Source organism: Variovorax sp. 3319, assembly GCF_031456585.1.
Classification (GTDB): domain Bacteria; phylum Pseudomonadota; class Gammaproteobacteria; order Burkholderiales; family Burkholderiaceae_C; genus Variovorax; species Variovorax paradoxus_P.
In genome coordinates, this window is sequence record NZ_JAVDUZ010000011.1 from 49,486 (window position 1) to 64,987 (window position 15,502).

Here is a 15,502-nt window from a genome sequence, read left to right on the forward strand (position 1 = left end):
CCCGCATGCTGGTGAGCGTCCGCAGCGTGGATGAAGCCTTGACCGCCGCGCGGGGCGGAGCGGACTTCATCGACCTGAAGGAGCCGAACGACGGCGCGCTCGGCGGCTTGCCCGTTGCAACCATCGGCGCCGTCGTGCATGCGCTGCGTGCGCACGGCATCGGCTTGCCCGTGAGCGCGACGATTGGCGACCTGCCCATGCATGCGCTGGAGGGCATCCTGGCGCAGGTCGAAGCGGTGGGCGCTTGCGGTGTCGACTATGTAAAGGTCGGCATAGAGCGCGGCCCCGAGGCGCTTGCGGTGCTCGATGCGCTCTCTGCCTGCGAGTGGGCCGTGGTGCCGGTCTTCATTGCCGACCACGGCCTTGACGCCGCGTTGGTCGCGCATGCCTGCAGGTTGGGTTTTCCGGCGCTCATGGCAGATACAGCCGACAAGCTGACCGGCAGCCTGTTCGATGCGGTGCCGACGGCAGACCTGCGCGCTTTTGTTGCCCAGGTGCGCGCCTCGGGCCGGCTCGTCGGCCTGGCGGGCGCACTGCGCATGGCGCATGTTCCTTTGCTGCAATCGCTGGCGCCCGATTTCGCGGGATTTCGAAGTGCTGTTTGCGTTGCCGACCGAAAGGCCGCACTGTGCCCGGAGCGGCTTGCAGCGCTGGCTGCGTCGCTGCATGCAGAGGCTGCGGAGGCCGCAGCGGCCTGAGCGTTCAACCTGGCCGGCCTTGCCCGCCTGCAGCTTCAGCGCGGAACGAACGTGGCTTCGCCCAGCAGCAGCGCCCGCATGGTCTCCAGCTGGTTCTTGTGAAGGAGCGTGATCGGAAACGCGGCGTCTCCGGACCGGTCGGCAAACTGCTGGTCGACCACGCCCGCCTCGCCCAGCTCGTCCAGCGTCATCTGCGGATCGATGGCGCAAGACTTGATCAACACCAGCTGCTCGGCATTCAAGTGCTTTGCGAGGTCGAGCGCAATGGTGTCCGAAGTGGCCTCCCAGCCGGTGCGCGAGTCGGGCTTGTCGCGCCGCAGTTCAAGCGGCAACCACAGTGCCGTTTTTCCGCGCCTGAGCAGTTCGGGGATTTCGGTCTTGCGTGTAGCGAGTTGCAGCGCCGGGTTCAGCGCGTGCAGCTGATACGCCGTCTGCGCCATGGCCAGCACCGCCATGTTGTGGGCGGCCAGGTCGTTGAACTGCCAATGCGCCTGCACGCGCCGCACTTCATCGGCAAAGGTGCCGCCGCCGCAGACCACGGTCACCCGTCCGCCGCCGATCTGCGTGAGCAGATCGAGCCACTGCGGCAGCACCGGGTCGGAGCAAAGGCTGCCGCCGATCTTGACGACCCACATCAGTCGTGCTCCCTTTCGAACAGTGCCGCCACTGCAACACTGGGTGCGCACACCTGAGCCCATGCGCCGGTGCCCTCGGCGGCACTGCGCGACACGTTGGCCACGTCGCCGCCGTAAGAAGCAAAGCGGTGCGGCGCGGATGCGGATGTTGCCGCTGCTGCCGCAAGGTCTGGCACCAGGAACGCACCGCAGCCTGCGCTCACGATCACGGCTTCGCGCGAGAGCGAATGCGCAGCCAATACGCGGCGCAGCTGCGAACCGATGGCCTCGACCTGCGCCGCGCGCCAGGCGCGCGCCAGTGCGAGCCATTCATCGGCGGAGGCATCGCGCTCGTCCAGGCCCACCATGCGCGCAAGGCGCTGGCGCGTGGCGGGCAGGCTCTTGGCTGCGTTGTCGGCACTCGGGTACAGGTCGTGCGCCGCATCCAGCTCACCGCACAGGCGGTAGACGTCGGCGGTGGTGGCAAAGAATTCGTTCATCACGTGGCTTGCGCGCCCGCGCCATTCGATGCGCTGCGTCAGCGCGCACACCGGCGTGCGCACCACGCCGTGGTAGGCAAGTTCGCCGCTCACCAGGCGCTCGGCATCGGTGCGGCTGGTGGAGAGCACGCGCTGGTTGCCGAAGGCGATCAGATCGGTGGTGGTGCTGCCGATGTCGACCAGCACGCCCTGCGAAAACACCAGCGCCGCATGCCGCGCGGTGGCAAGCCAGTTGGCCGAGGCAATGTGCTCCCAATGCCGTGTGACTTGCGCGGGGGTGCACCAGCCGGCGTCTCCGGCAAAGAAATGCAAGGCGCCGGGCCCTGAAGGAAGCGCTGCCGCCAGCGCAGCCGCAATGCCTCGTACGCCGGATTCGCGGTAGGGGAACAGGTCGACCATTTCGCCCGTCATGGTCACGGCATGCCGTGCCGCGTCCAGCGCCGGCCAGCGCGCCCGGGCGGCCTGCAGCGCACGCGCCAGGTGGTCCAGGCCTTGCCAGAGCGGGCAACCCCATTGCGCCACGTCGACCACCTCGCCGCCTTGCAGCAGGCACGCCTTCACGTGCGCACCGCCTATGTCCCACCCGATGGTGATTCGTTCAGGCGACGGCACGTGCAAGTTCCCGTTGCTGGGCTTCGCCGCGGAAGCGGCCTGCCAACAGTTCGGCCGCAAGGTTGCGGCCCAGTGCGGCCGAGAGCCCGACATAGGCGCAGGTGACCCGCGGGTTCACCTCGATCACCACCGCCCCGTGCCGCGGGTGCCACACCAGGTCGATGCCCGCGAACCCGCGCAGCCCGGGAATGGCGCGCGCCACCTGCATGGCCAGTGCGGCCAGCGGCTGCCAGCGCGGGTCGCTCCGGCCGAGCGCATCGACGCTCACGCCGTCGAATGACAGGCTTCCGTGTGCATCGATTGAAATGCACTGGCGGTTGATGCTCAGCATTTCGGCATTTTGCTCCGTGCAAAGCAGCGAGAGGCTCAGGGCTTCGCCCTCTATCCAGGGCTCCAGCGTCAGGGTTGCGCCGGCGTGCGTGCGCCGGGCCTGGTCTTCGAGCGCGTTCGCATGGCGGGTGTGCACGTGGGTGGCCACGCCGCCGGCGCCATCGTCGGGCTTGACCACCCAGCGTTCTATTTCAGGTGCATGGGCAAACGCCAGCGGTGTTGGCACGCCGTGTGCAGCAAGGTGCGCGAGCGTGGCCTTCTTGCCTGCAGTCAGTTCGATGGCGCCTGCGCTGCAGCCCAGCCATCGTGCATTGCCCACTGTGCGCTGAAAGCTCGCCAGCAGCCCGTCCGTCTCGGGCGCGACCAGCCACACCACGTCGTGCAACACGCTTTGACGCGCCACAAAGTCGAAAGCCGATTCATTGGCAAGCGGCCGCAGCGGCATGGCGCCGGCGGGCAGGGTGTTCCCCGGTTCGCAGGCTGCCGCCGAGACCGAACAATCGGCCACGCGCATCAGGTCGGCCACCATGGCGTCGCGCATCGAAAGACCGAGCGGCAGCAACTCATCGGCGGCGGCGTCGTCGCCGTAGTCGCTCCAGCCGCCGCCGCTGAGATACTCGTAGACAAATACGCGTGTCGTCATTTCATCATCCACTTTCCGGGTACGTTCCCCATCGCTTGCCAATGACTTCCGAACTGAACCTGATTCCCGTTGTCGACCTGCTGCAGGGCCAGGTGGTGAGGGCGGTGCGCGGCGACCGCAAGTCGTACCGGCCGATCGTCTCGGCGCTGTGCGCCAGCAGCGACCCGGTGACGGTGGCCCGCATCCTTTGCGACCACTGCGCGGCGCGGCAGTTGTACGTGGCCGACCTCGATGCACTGCAGGGCGGCGCGGTGCAGATTGCCGTACTTGCCGACATGCTGGAGGCGCTGCCGCACATCGAACTCTGGCTCGACGCGGGCCTGGCAGATGCCGCGGCCGGCGAGGCGCTGCAGAAGCAACTGGGGGCCTTTGCCTCGCGCATCGTGCTTGTGTTCGGCAGCGAATCGCTGCGTTCGCGCGAAGCCCTCGAGCGCTGTTTCGAAAACGCCGACGGCAATGCCGGAGCGGGTGCGCCGGGCGCCGCACTGTCGCTGGACCGCCGCGACGGCCAGCGGCTCGACCATGCCGGCTGCTGGGACGCAGTCGACCTGTGGCCGCGCCGGCTGATCGTGATGACGCTCGAGCGAGTCGGCTCCGGCGCGGGGCCCGACCTGGAAACCCTGCAAGAGGTGCGGCGGCTCGCCCCCGCCGCCATGGTCATTGGCGCCGGCGGAATCCGCAGCCCCGAAGACCTGGCGCTTGCCAGTGCCGCCGGTGCCGACGCCTGGCTGGTCGCCAGCGCGTTGCATGACCTGCAGTTGCCGCGCGTGCGCCGCTGATCCGGCGGATCCGGCGCAACGGGGGTGGGTGAGGCATGCCATCAACCCGCCGCACACACGAACCGTGCCATATGGGCAGGCGCTTGCATGTACTGCCGATGGCCTCTGCCGGCACGCATTGACCGCCAAAAGCGCAACACTGTGTCTCAAACCCGTGTGTCATGAGGCAGTTGGAATAGCCGGCCCGCCAAGGCAGCGCCAAGCGCGCCCGCCCCGGCGCTGAATGGCACATGGCTTGCGTAGTTGCCAGCCCATGAGCGAACTCGACCCCGCCGCCGCGCAGCCCGGCCGTCCACCGTGGACTTGCCCGTTCTGCCCCCTTTTGTGCGATACCTTCAGCGTCGACGTCGGCCCGCCCGGTACGCCGCTGAAGCTCGTCGGCAGCGATTGCCCGCGGGCGAACGCCGCGCTGGCTGCGTTCGACGGCGCGCCCGTCGCTTTGCAGCCACAGGTCGATGGGCGCGACTGCGACCTCGACACCGCCATTGCCGCGGCTGCCTCGCTGCTCGCGGCCAGCCATCAACCCCTGTTCGGCGGCCTTGGAACCGAAGTGGCAGGCGCCCGCGCGCTGTATGCATTGGCCTGCGAAACCGGCGCCATCTGCGACCCGGCGCAGGGGCAGGCCATGATGCATGGGCTGCGCGCGCTGCAAGACCGCGGCGGCTTTACCACCACGCTGGCGGAAGTGAGAACGCGGGCCGAGCTGATCGTCTGCATGACCGGCGACCCCACGGCCCGGTATCCCGAATTCTTTCGCCGATGCGGCGTGGGCGAGAGGGACGACCTGCTCACCGAAATGCTGCCTGCGTCAGGCGATATGTTCGACACAGCAGGCCTGCTCGCAGCCTTGGTGGCGGGCCGCGTCTCGGCAGGTGACGCGCGTGTGCCGGCCGAGTTGGCAGCCTTGTCGGCCCGCTTGCAGGCGTCGCGGTACTCGGTGCTGGTGTACGAGCCCGGCCGCCTGCCGGCGCAGGGTGCGTTGATTGTCGAGGCCATCCAGCGCATCGTCGCCACGCTCAACCGCACCACGCGCGCGGCGTCGCTGTCGCTTGGCGGCGGTGACGGCGCCGCCACCGTCAACCAGGTGTTTGCGTGGCTTTCCGGCCTGCCGCTGCGCTCGCGCGCGGGGCCCGCGGGCCTGGAGCATGAGCCGCTGTGCTTCGATGCCAGCCGCCTGCTGGCCGACGACGCTGTCGACATGCTGCTGTGGGTGTCGAGCTATGGCCCCGAGCCCGCGCCGCCCGGGGCAGGGATGCCGCGCATCGTGCTCGGGCACCCTGCCATGCGGCCACAGGGTGAAGAGGCGAATGCGCGCAAACAGGTGTTCATTCCCGTTTCGACTCCCGGCATCGGCACCGGCGGCCACCTGTTTCGCACCGACGGCTCGGTGCTGCTGCCGCTGCGGCCGTTGTACGAAGACGGCCTCCCGGGCGTGGACGAGGTCGTCCGGCGCCTGACGCAGGCCGTGAAGGCGCTGAAGCGGGAGCGGGCGCAATGACGACGCTGCGCCTGCGGGGCGGCCGCGTGATCGACCCCGCGAACAGCTGCGACCAGGTGCGCGACCTGTACGTGCGCGACGGCCGCATGGTGGACCTTGCGCCGCACGAGGCCACGACCGAACACATCGAAGACATGGACATCAGCGGCTGCATCGTGATGGCGGGCGGCATCGACATGCACACCCACATCGGCGGCGGCAAGGTCAACCTTGCGCGCATGCTGTTGCCCGAAGACCATCGCGACAATGCCAACCCGCTCGCGTTGCCGGACAACCTGCTGGAGCTTGCGTCTTGCGGCGGCTGCGCGCCCGGCACGCTGGCCACCGGCTACCGCTATGTGGAGATGGGCTACACGGCGGCCTTCGAGCCGGCCATGATGGCATGCAACGCACGCCACACGCACATGGAAATGGGCGACACGCCCATCCTCGACCATGGCGCGTATGTGATGCTCGGCAACGACGAACTCTTCTTGCGCATGCTGGCCGAGCGCTGGGATTTCGAGCGCATTCGCGACTACGCCGGCTGGACCATCAACGCCAGCAAGGCCATGGGCGTGAAGGTAGTGAACCCCGGCGGTATTTCGGCCTTCAAGTTCAACCAGCGCAAGCTCGATGTGGACGAAAACCATGTGCACTGGCAGGTGACCCCGCGGCAGGTGGTGCACACGCTGGCACGCGCGCTGCGCGAGCTTGGCGTGCCGCATCCGCTGCACATTCACGGCAGCAACCTGGGGGTGGCGGGCAACATCCAGTCGACGCTCGACACCATTGCTGCTTTGGACGGCTTGCCCGGGCACCTGACGCACATCCAGTTCCACGCCTACGGCACAGAGGGGCCGAAGAAGTTTTCATCGGCCGCGCTGCAGCTTGCCGAGGTGGTGAACGCCAACAAGAACGTGAGCATCGACGTCGGCCAGATCATGTTCGGCCAGACCGTGACGGCCTCGGGCGACACCATGCGCCAGCATGCGCAATCGAGCCTGGCCGATCCGCGCAAGTGGATTGGCGCCGACATCGAATGCGAAGCCGGCTGCGGCGTGGTGCCATTCCGCTACCGCGAGCAGAGCTATGTGAACGCGCTGCAGTGGGTCATCGGGCTCGAGATTTTCTTGCTGGTCGACGACCCGTGGCGCGTGGTGCTGACCACCGACCATCCCAACGGCGGGCCGTTTACCAGCTATCCGCACCTGATTCGCCTGCTGATGGACCGCAGCTTTCGCGAAGAGCAATTGGCCAAGCTGCACCCGGAGGTGGCGGCGCAGGCCGCGCTGCGTTCGATCACGCGCGAGCTGTCGCTCTACGAAATTGCCATCATGACCCGCGCCGGCCCGGCGCGACTGCTCGGCCTGCGCGACCGCGGCCACCTGGGCGCGGGCGCCGCAGCCGACATTGCGGTGTACCGCGAGAACGAAAACCGCGAGGCCATGTTCGCGACGCCCGAATACGTGTTCAAGGACGGCGTGCTGGTCTCGCGCGCCGGGCGCATTACCGCAGTGCCCACAGGCGGCACGCACTTCGTGGCGCCTGAGTACGACCGCGGCATCGAGCAGCGGCTGCGCCGGCATCTGGCGGCGCACGGCTCGGTCAACTTCGACCACATTGCCATCGGCCACGACGAGCTTTGCCGCTGCTGCAACGGTGGGCGCCTGCTGCCTGCGGAGTGCTTCCAGGAGGCATCGTCATGAAGAAGGCGTGCGCGGCATGACCGGCTCTTCATCCGTGCAGCGCAACGGCGTCGTCATCGACCAGACCTTCGCAGAGGCTTTTCCGATGAAGGCGACGCGCATCGTCATCACGGCACACACGCTCGAGTGGGCGCACCATGCGGCGGTATCGGCCACGGGCTTTGCCACCTCTGTCATCGCGTGCGGCTGCGAGGCCGGCATCGAGCGCGAGCTTGGCCCGCACGAAACACCCGACGGCCGGCCGGGGGTCAACGTGCTGATCTTCTCCATGTCGGGCAAGGAGCTTGGCAAGCAGCTGGAGCGCCGTGTCGGCCAGTGCGTGCTGACCTGTCCGACCACGGCGGTGTTTGCCGGCCTGCCGCGCACGGCCGGCGGCGACGTGGCGGCGCTCGGCAAGAACCTGCGCTTCTTCGGCGACGGCTGGCAGATTTCGAAAGTGATCGACGGTGTGCGCTACTGGCGCGTGCCCGTGATGGACGGCGAGTTCGTGGCGCAGGAAGACACCCCCGTGGTCAAGGCCGTGGGCGGCGGCAACCTGCTGCTGCTTGCGCGCGATACCGATGGGGCGCTGGCGGCAGCCGAGGCCGCTGTGGCTGCGATGAAGCGGCTGCCGAACGTGGTCATGCCGTTTCCGGGCGGCGTGGTGCGCTCGGGCTCCAAGGTTGGCAGCCGCTACGCAAACCTGAACGCATCGACCAACGATGCCTTCTGCCCCAGCCTTGTCGGGCTGGTGCCTCACAGCGAACTCGCAGGCAATGGGGCCGCGTCTACGCCGGAGATCGGCTGCGTGATGGAGATCGTGATCGACGGCCTGACCGAGGCCGACGTGGCAGCAGCCATGCGCGTGGGCATGGAGGCCGCCATCGGCGTTGGCCCTGCCGGTGGCCTGCTGCGAATTTCGGCGGGCAACTACGGCGGCAAGCTGGGCCCGTTTCACTTTCATCTGCACAAGCTGCTCGGCGTGGGAGATGCGGCATGAGCGGCTGGAATTTAAGGCTGCGGCAAGTGCCCGCATTGCGGGTGGATCTGCGCGGCGTCACCCCGCAAGCGTTGGCACAGCTATCGGCCGCCCAAGTCGAACAACTGCGCGTAGGCCATGGCAACGAGATGATCGCGCTGGCAGAGCTTTTCGATGTTGCGCCAGGCAAGGAGGAGGGCACGCTTCGCTTCGAAGGCGACCTGGGCCGCTTCGATCGCATCGGATGGCAGATGGATGCCGGCCGCATCGGCGTCGACGGGCATGCCGGCCACTATGCAGGCGGCTGCATGCGCGGCGGTGAGCTACGCGTCGAAGGCCGCGCCGGCCTGTTGGCCGCCTGCGAAATGGCGGGAGGCAGCATCGACGTGAAGGGCGACGTGGGCGACTTTGCCGCGAGCACCTTGCCCGGCAGCATGGACGGCATGCGCGGCGGCACCCTGGTGGTTCATGGCAACGCGGGCGAGCGCTTTGGCGACCGCATGCGCCGCGGCACTGCGCTGGTTCATGGCGGGGTGGGCGCCTTTCTGGGCTCGCGCATGGTGGCCGGCACGATTGCCGTGGGCGGCAGTGTCGGTGCGCATGCGGGCTATGGCATGCGGCGCGGCAGCATCGTTTTTGCCGAGGCGGGGGCCGTCCTGCCCGAAGGCACGCGAACGGCGCCCACCTTCGTGCCCAACCGCGCTGCAACGCCGGTCTTCTGGGCGCTGCTGGCACGCGACCTTGCGCAGCACGGCGGGCTCTTCAGCGGCTTGCCAACGCGGCGTATCGAGCGGCACCTGGGCGACCTTTCGGCAGACGGCAAGGGCGAGCTCATCGTCTGCCTGTGATCCGCCTCTTCAAGTTTCTTCAAGAACCCTTCCCCTGAGTCCTCCATCCATATGACACACCCTTATATTTTTCATGCCGGCGAAGCCACCGTTCTTGCCAGGGAAGGGCAGTTCACCGACGCCATGCCCGAGATCCTGATTGGCGCGACCGACGGCCCGGTGGGCCATGCCTTCGCGGGCATGATGGCGCAGAGCAAGGGCCACACCGCGATGTTCGCGATTCGCGCCTGCAACCAGCTCGTGCGGCCCGCAACCATCATGGTGCCCAAGGTCACGCTGAAGGATTCGGCCAACATCGACCTGTTTGGCGGCGTGGTGCAAAGCGCAACCGCCGACGCCGTGGTCGACTGCCTGATCGATGGCATCATTCCCAGGGGCCTTGCCGACACGCTGTGCATCATCAGCCTGGTGTGGATCGATCCGCGCTGCGCCAAGGACCAGAACCTCGACAAAAAAGACATGTACCGCACCAACTACGAAGCCACCAAGCTCGCCATCCGGCGCGCGCTGGCCAATGAGCCGTCGGTCGACGAACTGATTGCCAACCGCCACCGCATCAGGCACGACATGGACGACTGGAGCTGACCTTGCCCGCCTTCGCGCTTCTCGACGACTGCGGCTCCACGGCCGAGCGGCCCACCAGCCGGCTTTACACCGGGTTCGCTCGCGAACACCGCTGCGCCGATGCGGCCCGGCTCGACGAAGTGTGGGCGCAAGTCGATGCCGATTTGCGGCGAGGCTTGCATGCGGTGCTGCTGGCCGACTACGAATGGGGCGCCAAGCTGCTGCAAGCCGGGCAGGCGCGGCTGGCACCCCACGATGCTTCGGCATTGCGCGTGCTGATGTTCCGCGAATGCGCCAGGCTCTCGACGGGCGAGGCGGGTGCCTGGCTGGCCAGGCTCGAACAGCGCGAAGCCGGTGAACCGCATGCACCCGGCCAGCCGCAGCCCGCGGGCGTGATGGATCTGCACTCCAGCATCGACGAAGCTGCCTTTACCGACGCCATCGCGCGCATTCATGAGGCCATTGCCGCGGGCGAGACCTACCAGGTCAACTTTACCTACCGGCTGCATGGCCGAAGCTATGGTTCGCCCGTTGCACTGTACCGGCGCCTGCGCGAGCGGCAGCCCGTGGCCTACGGCGCGCTGATCGCCTTGCCCGAGGGCACCGGCACGGCCGCCGGGAGCGATGCAACGCACGTGCTCTCGTGCTCGCCCGAACTCTTCCTGCGCCATGACTCGGGCGTGCTCACAGCCCGCCCCATGAAAGGCACCGCCGCGCGTGCCGATGCACCCGAAGGCGACAGCGAAATGGCGCGCCTGCTTTCGGTCGACACCAAGAACCGCGCCGAGAACGTGATGATCGTCGACCTGCTGCGCAACGACATCGGCCGCGTGGCGGAGGTCGGCTCGGTCAAGGTGCCCACGCTCTTTGCCGTCGAGCCCTATGCCACGGTGTTCCAGATGACATCGACCGTGCAGGCAAAGCTGCGCGCAAACGTCGGCATGCCCGATCTGCTGCGCGCGGTGTTTCCGTGCGGCTCCATCACCGGCGCGCCAAAGCACCGCACCATGGAATGGATTGCACAGCTGGAGAGCACGCCCCGCGGCCTTTACTGCGGTGCCATCGGCTGGATCGATGCGCCCGCTGAAGGTGCGCTGGTCGGCGACTTCTGCCTGTCGGTGGCCATTCGCACCCTGACGCTGGGCGAGGAAGCCGAGGGCCTGCGGCCGCTGCGCCTGGGCGTCGGCGCGGGCATCGTGCAGGACAGCGTTGCAGCCGACGAGTTCGAGGAGTGTTTGCTCAAGGCGCGCTTTCTTACCGCGCTCGACCCGGGCTTCGAGCTCTTCGAAACCATGCTGGTCACGCCGGGCGAAGGCATCCGCTACCTCGACCGGCATCTGGGCCGGCTGGCGGGCAGCGCACGCGCGCTGGGTTTCAGGTTCAGCCGCGATGCCGCAATGGAAGCACTGCAAAGTGCATTGCCCGCGCTTTCGGCCGATCAGCCTTCACGCCTGCGCCTTGCGCTTGCGCATGGCGGGCGCATCGGCATTACGCATTCGCCCTTGCCGCCTTTGCCTCCCGGTGCGGTAAAGCTCGTCATCGCCGAAGGGCGCCTGCCCAATGCCAACCCGCTGGGCGCCTTCAAGACCACCGTGCGCCAGCACTACGACGCCGGCGTGCGCGCCGCCGAACGCGCGGGCGCCTTCGACAGCCTGTTCTTCACCGAGGACGGGCGGCTTGTCGAAGGCGGGCGAAGCACGCTCTTCGCACGCATCGACGGGCGCTGGTGGACGCCGCCCGTTGCGGACGGTGCACTGCCCGGTGTGATGCGCGGCGTACTCATCGAAGACTCCATCTGGGAGGCCGCGGAACGCAGCCTGTACCTGCAAGACCTGCAGGCGGCGCAGAAGCTCGTGGTGTGCAACGCCTTGCGCGGCGTGTTGCCGGCGCAGTTGCTCACGCAGTCTCAGTTGCAGCCACACGAGGTTTCGGCGGCCTGACGCGGCAGGGCGGCTGGCAGCCCCGCTCCCATGCACGCATGCAATGAAACTGGCGCTCTTCGACCTCGATCACACGCTCATTCCGTTCGATAGCGGCATGGCCTGGACGCGCTTCCTGGTAGCGCGCGGCGTGCTGCCGGCGGATGCTGAGACGGTGTACCTCGGCTATTGCCAGCAGTACGTGGACGGCACGCTCGACATTCGCGAACTGCACCGCGTGAGCGTTGCGCCGCTGGCGAGCTTCGGCATGGCAACGCTTCGAAAGTGGGCGGCCGAATTCGAGGCCGAGATCGAGCCGCGGGTGCCCGGCCAGATGCGCGCGCTGGTGCGAAAGCATCAGGAGGCCGGCCACCTCTGCGCCATCGTGACAGCCACCACCCGCTTCATTGCCGAGCCCTTCGGCCGGGTGTTCGGCGTTGCCGACGTGCTGGCCACGCGCTCGCTCGTGATCGACGACACGCTCGACGGCGGAATCGACGGCGACCCGTGCTTCGGCGTTCACAAGCTGGCGCATGTGAACGAATGGCTTGCGCTGCGCGGCACACGGCTCGACGCGCTGGAGCAGTCGTGGTTCTATTCCGATTCGGCGAGCGATCTGCCGTTGCTGGAGGCTGTTTCAGACCCGGTGGTGGTGGCACCGGACGGGCGCCTGCGTGCAAGGGCCGTGCAGAGCGGCTGGCCGGTTATCGAGCGCAGCTGACGAGCCGAGCTAAACCTGGATCAACCCCCACCGTAGCGCCACCCACGTCAGCTCCGCCTGATTGGTCGCCCCGAGCTTCTGCTTTACCCGGTACAGGTGCGAACCCACCGTGCTGAGCGAAAGGTTCAGCGTGCTCGCAATCTGCGCCACCGTCATGCCGCGCGCAAGCTGGATAAAAACCGAAAACTCGCGTTCGCTGAGCAGGTCTGCGGGGTTGGCCTCGCCCTCTATCTGCGCGGTGGCCAGCGCCTGGGCGGTGTTCGCGTCGATGTAGCGCTCGCCGCGCGCCACGGCCTTGACGGCCGCAATCAGCGCTTCGGGCGCGCTGCGCTTGGCCAGGTAGCCCAGGGCACCCGCGCGCAGCACGCGGCGGGGATGAATCGTGTCCTCGTGCGCCGACAGGGCAAGCACGCGGGCCTTCGGGTCGTGCGCCAGCAGGCGGCGCAAGGCTTCGAGGCCGCCCATGCCGGGCATCGAAAGGTCCATCACCACCAGGTCGGGCCGCACCTGCGGGTAGTCCTGGCAGGCCTGCTCGCCGGTGTCGGCTTCGGCGGCCACTTCTATCTGCGCGTCGGCCAGCAGCATGCGAAAGCCCATGCGCACCAGCGCATGGTCGTCCACCAGCATCACTCGAATCGGCTTGGCCGCCTGAACTGCCTGCGTCATGTGTTCGTGTTCTCCGCTTCGCCTGCCCGCATGGGCAGCCGCACTGTCAATCGGGCGCCGCTGGGCACGGCCGGTTCAAGCCGCAGTTCGCCGCCCAGGCTGTCGATGCGCTCTGCGAGCCACCGCAGGCCATAGTGCCCTGTGCTGGTTTCCCTTGCGGCCTCAGGGCCGGGCAGGCCGCGGCCGTCGTCGGTGAGCGCGAGCTCTACCGATTGTTCGTCGCCCCGCAGGGCCAGCACAATGCGGTGCGCCTCCCCGTGGCGCAGGGCGTTGGTAATGCCTTCCTGTGCGGCGCGGTACAGCACCAGCGCGGTGTCGGTGTCGAGCCGGAGCCGGTCCAGTTCAAGCTCCAGGCTCCATTCGACCTGCACGTTGCCATGGCTGTTGCGCGTGCGCTCCACCAGGTCTTCGAGCGCGGCCACCAGGCCGAACTTGTCGAGCACCAGGGGCGTGAGGCGGGGGATCATGCCGTGCATGGCGGTGTAGAGCCGGCCCGATTCTTCGGCAATCAGGCGCGCCGCCTGCTCGGCCTGCGGATCGAGCGCCTGCACGCGCTGGGCGATCGACAAAGCCATGCTGCGCATGGCGGTGACAGATTGCCCCAGCTCATCGTGAAGCTCGCGCGCGATAAGGCGGCGCTCCTGCTCGATCTTCTGGTCGACCCAGCGGCCGAGCTCGCGGCTTTCGGAAAGGCGGCTTTCGGCCCGCACGGCGCGCCGCTCGGTTTCGATGTGCTGCTGCAGCATGCCGACCATGCGGTTGAACGCAGCGCCGATGGCCGCGGCCTCGGTGCCGGGCAGGGCGCGCAGCGCAACATCGAAGCGCCCGCTCTCCAGCTGGTTGAGGGCATGCACGATGTCTGCAAATGGCCGGGTCGCGCGGCCCACGAGCCAGAACACGCCCGCGTTGACGACCGCCAGCAGCCCGAGCGCGCTGAGCATCAGCAGCACGAAGTCGTCCCACGCATCGAGCACCGCACGCGATGCGTTCGAAAGCACCATCAGCCGCCCGCCCGGAAACGCGATGGAGAGTTGCGAGGGCGGCGGCGAGACCAGGCCCGCAAACCAGTCCGGCGCATCGCGCCCGGCCTTATAGACCGACGTCGGCGAGCTGTACAAAACTCGGTCTTCGTTGTCGAGCAGCGTGATGTCGTTCGACCGCACGCGCCCCACGCCCTGCAAAAAAGACAGCATGGCCGGCGTGCCCTGCGCCGCGTAGAGCCAGGCAGTGCGGTTGAGCAACTGCGCCGCCACGCGATTGGCGGCCACCACTTCTTCGTGCACCGATTCGCGCATGGCGCGCACCTGCAGCGCAAGCATGGCCGCAACGAACAGCAGCGTGAGCAGGCTGACGATGAGGTTGATCTTCAGGCGCAGCGTCATGGCATGGGCTCGCTGCCGAAGTGGCCGTGCGCCGCATAGCTGTCGAGTGCGGCGATCATGGCCGATGCCATTGCCGGATGCGAAGGGTCATGGCCCGCGCCATTTACCCACCTGAGCTGGCTGTGCGCGATGCGCTCGTGAACCGCCTGTGCGCCTTCGGGCCGGCAGATGCGGTCGTCGCGCGAGTGCAGCAACAGCGTGGGCACTTCGGGGAGCACGTCAAGCCGGTCGAGAAGGGGAGGCGAATCGAGCCAGCAGCGATGCAGCAGGTAGTGGCTCTGCACGCGGTAGCGGTCTACGAGCGCGTCGAGCGTCTCGCGGTCGGGTTGCGGTTCGGCGCTCGACAGGGGTTGACCGCCAGCCAGCGTTCTCTCCCACTGCCACCAGGCGAAGGCAAGCTGGCGGGGCAGGTCCGCGTCGCTTCCGGTAACGGGCTCCTGAAGGCCTTGTGCCAGATACGCCAGCATGTCATGGCCATGATCTGCGGGCACCGCCGATGCGAACCGCGCCCATGCGTCAGGCGCACGGGCCGCGGTGTCCTGAAAGAAATCTTCAATGTCCCTGGCCTGCGGCAGGAAGACCGCGCGCAGCAGCAAGGCCGCCACTGCCTGAGGCTCGAACGCCGCATGCGCGAGCGCCAGCGTGGCGCCCCACGAACCACCGACAACCAGCCAGCGTGGCGCTTCGAGCCGCTCGCGCACAAGGCGCAAATCATCGAGCAGATGCTTGGTGCGGTTGTTCGCCGTCGCACCGCGCGGCCGGCTCCGGCCGGCGCCGCGCTGGTCGATGCCGATCACGCGGTAGCGTGCAGGGTCGAAGAAGCGGCGCAGCAGCGGCGAAGTGCCCGAGCCAGGCCCGCCATGCAGCACCACGGCGCAGATGCCCGTCGGATCACCACTTTCTTCTACATGCAGCACGTGCCCGTGCGGCACCTCGATTGCGTGGGTGCGCCAGGGCTGGGTTTCTGGGTACAGGCCGGTAGAAAGCACGAGGGCCATGGTACGCGGTGGCCCCATTGCCGCTATTCATGAAAATCATGAAGTCCCATTCATGATTTCACGGCTAGGTGGCGGCGCTGCATC

General features: G+C 67.8%; 15 protein-coding genes. 9 read left to right on the forward strand and 6 right to left on the reverse strand.

Annotation, left to right across the window (positions count from 1 at the left end; genetic code table 11):
• The first annotated feature begins 5 nt into the window (after positions 1-5).
• Positions 6-698 (forward strand): (5-formylfuran-3-yl)methyl phosphate synthase, encoded by a 693-nt coding sequence (locus tag J2X67_RS21280; protein ID WP_309956604.1) that lies wholly within the window; start codon positions 6-8, stop codon positions 696-698.
• Positions 699-733: 35 nt separating this feature from the next.
• Here J2X67_RS21280 and J2X67_RS21285 read toward each other — a convergent pair whose 3' ends face one another.
• Genes J2X67_RS21285 through J2X67_RS21295 form a run of 3 tightly spaced genes read right to left on the reverse strand, consistent with a single transcriptional unit; the run spans position 734 to position 3,397 of the window.
• A complete protein-coding gene (locus J2X67_RS21285; RefSeq protein ID WP_309956224.1) occupies positions 734-1,333 on the reverse strand; it encodes an aspartate kinase in 600 nt (199 codons plus the stop codon).
• Positions 1,333-2,424 (reverse strand): hydantoinase/oxoprolinase family protein, encoded by a 1,092-nt coding sequence (locus tag J2X67_RS21290; RefSeq protein WP_309956227.1) that lies wholly within the window; start codon positions 2,422-2,424, stop codon positions 1,333-1,335. The genes J2X67_RS21285 and J2X67_RS21290 overlap by 1 nt, the downstream gene beginning before the upstream one ends.
• On the reverse strand, positions 2,411-3,397 hold the full coding sequence (locus tag J2X67_RS21295) for an ATP-grasp domain-containing protein (RefSeq protein ID WP_309956229.1): 987 nt from the start codon (positions 3,395-3,397) through the stop codon (positions 2,411-2,413). The genes J2X67_RS21290 and J2X67_RS21295 overlap by 14 nt, the downstream gene beginning before the upstream one ends.
• Before the next feature lie 41 nt (positions 3,398-3,438).
• Between J2X67_RS21295 and J2X67_RS21300 the strand changes: the two genes are divergently transcribed.
• The 8 genes from J2X67_RS21300 to J2X67_RS21335 all read left to right on the forward strand — a co-directional run bounded on the left by J2X67_RS21300 (position 3,439) and on the right by J2X67_RS21335 (position 12,372).
• Positions 3,439-4,176 (forward strand): HisA/HisF-related TIM barrel protein, encoded by a 738-nt coding sequence (locus J2X67_RS21300; RefSeq protein ID WP_309956231.1) that lies wholly within the window; start codon positions 3,439-3,441, stop codon positions 4,174-4,176.
• Positions 4,177-4,429: 253 nt separating this feature from the next.
• Positions 4,430-5,674 (forward strand): formylmethanofuran dehydrogenase, encoded by a 1,245-nt coding sequence (locus tag J2X67_RS21305; protein WP_309956233.1) that lies wholly within the window; start codon positions 4,430-4,432, stop codon positions 5,672-5,674.
• On the forward strand, positions 5,671-7,362 hold the full coding sequence (locus J2X67_RS21310) for a formylmethanofuran dehydrogenase subunit A (RefSeq protein ID WP_309956234.1): 1,692 nt from the start codon (positions 5,671-5,673) through the stop codon (positions 7,360-7,362). The genes J2X67_RS21305 and J2X67_RS21310 overlap by 4 nt, the downstream gene beginning before the upstream one ends.
• 16 nt (positions 7,363-7,378) lie before the next feature.
• The gene (fhcD, locus tag J2X67_RS21315) at positions 7,379-8,341 is read left to right on the forward strand and encodes a formylmethanofuran--tetrahydromethanopterin N-formyltransferase (RefSeq protein ID WP_309956236.1); all 963 of its coding nucleotides are present in this window, start codon (positions 7,379-7,381) and stop codon (positions 8,339-8,341) included.
• Complete coding sequence (locus tag J2X67_RS21320; RefSeq protein ID WP_309956238.1) at positions 8,338-9,168, forward strand: formylmethanofuran dehydrogenase subunit C; 831 nt, start codon at positions 8,338-8,340, stop codon at positions 9,166-9,168. Before fhcD ends, J2X67_RS21320 begins: the two co-directional genes overlap by 4 nt.
• 51 nt (positions 9,169-9,219) lie before the next feature.
• A complete protein-coding gene (fae, locus tag J2X67_RS21325) occupies positions 9,220-9,753 on the forward strand; it encodes a formaldehyde-activating enzyme (RefSeq protein ID WP_309956240.1) in 534 nt (177 codons plus the stop codon).
• Positions 9,754-9,755: 2 nt separating this feature from the next.
• Positions 9,756-11,672, forward strand: a complete 1,917-nt coding sequence (pabB, locus tag J2X67_RS21330) for an aminodeoxychorismate synthase component I (RefSeq protein WP_309956242.1) — start codon at positions 9,756-9,758, stop codon at positions 11,670-11,672.
• 43 nt (positions 11,673-11,715) lie between these two features.
• On the forward strand, positions 11,716-12,372 hold the full coding sequence (locus tag J2X67_RS21335) for an HAD family phosphatase (protein WP_309956244.1): 657 nt from the start codon (positions 11,716-11,718) through the stop codon (positions 12,370-12,372).
• A 9-nt stretch (positions 12,373-12,381) separates the two neighbouring features.
• On the opposite strand, the gene J2X67_RS21340 is transcribed toward J2X67_RS21335, so the two are convergent.
• The 3 genes from J2X67_RS21340 to J2X67_RS21350 are packed head-to-tail and all read right to left on the reverse strand — an operon-like array spanning position 12,382 to position 15,418.
• Complete coding sequence (locus J2X67_RS21340) at positions 12,382-13,038, reverse strand: response regulator transcription factor (protein WP_281150429.1); 657 nt, start codon at positions 13,036-13,038, stop codon at positions 12,382-12,384.
• Positions 13,035-14,420, reverse strand: coding sequence for a histidine kinase (locus J2X67_RS21345; protein ID WP_309956245.1), 1,386 nt, complete (start codon positions 14,418-14,420; stop codon positions 13,035-13,037). The genes J2X67_RS21340 and J2X67_RS21345 overlap by 4 nt, the downstream gene beginning before the upstream one ends.
• Positions 14,417-15,418: an alpha/beta fold hydrolase gene (locus tag J2X67_RS21350; protein ID WP_309956247.1), complete on the reverse strand. Its 1,002-nt coding sequence runs from the start codon at positions 15,416-15,418 to the stop codon at positions 14,417-14,419. The genes J2X67_RS21345 and J2X67_RS21350 overlap by 4 nt, the downstream gene beginning before the upstream one ends.
• Between the last annotated feature and the right edge of the window lie 84 nt (positions 15,419-15,502).